Genomic DNA, 708 nt, shown 5'->3' with positions numbered 1-708 from the left:
GATAATTTCACCGCCGAAAGGCGCGGTGCCGCTGGCGACCTGCGTTTCACCCTGCCATAAAGAAACTGTTACCCGTAGGTAGTCACGCAACTCGCCGCACATCTGAACTTCAGCCTCCAGTACAGCGCGGCTGAAATCATCATTAAAGCGAGTGGCAACATGGAAATCGCTGATTTGTGTAGTCGGTTTATGCAGCAACGAGACGTCACGGAAAATGCCGCTCATCCGCCACATATCCTGATCTTCCAGATAACTGCCGTCACTCCAGCGCAGCACCATCACCGCGAGGCGGTTTTCTCCGGCGCGTAAAAATGCGCTCAGGTCAAATTCAGACGGCAAACGACTGTCCTGGCCGTAACCGACCCAGCGCCCGTTGCACCACAGATGAAACGCCGAGTTAACGCCATCAAAAATAATTCGCGTCTGGCCTTCCTGTAGCAAGCTTTCATCAACATTAAATGTGAGCGAGTAACAACCCGTCGGATTCTCCGTGGGAACAAACGGCGGATTGACCGTAATGGGATAGGTCACGTTGGTGTAGATGGGCGCATCGTAACCGTGCATCTGCCAGTTTGAGGGGACGACGACAGTATCGGCCTCAGGAAGATCGCACTCCAGCCAGCTTTCCGGCACCGCTTCTGGTGCCGGAAACCAGGCAAAGCGCCATTCGCCATTCAGGCTGCGCAACTGTTGGGAAGGTCGATCGGT

At 54.7% G+C, this 708-nt stretch carries 1 protein-coding gene; it reads right to left on the bottom strand.

Annotation, left to right across the window (positions count from 1 at the left end; all coding sequences use genetic code 11):
* A partial coding sequence (locus ASV53_RS24330) for a sugar-binding domain-containing protein (RefSeq protein ID WP_338091437.1) occupies positions 1-708 on the bottom strand: 708 nt, incomplete at both ends.

Source organism: Photobacterium sanguinicancri (assembly GCF_002265265.1).
GTDB lineage: Bacteria > Pseudomonadota > Gammaproteobacteria > Enterobacterales > Vibrionaceae > Photobacterium > Photobacterium sanguinicancri.
Note: the sequence above shows the minus strand (reverse complement) of the source record. Positions and strands in the feature narration are given on the sequence as shown.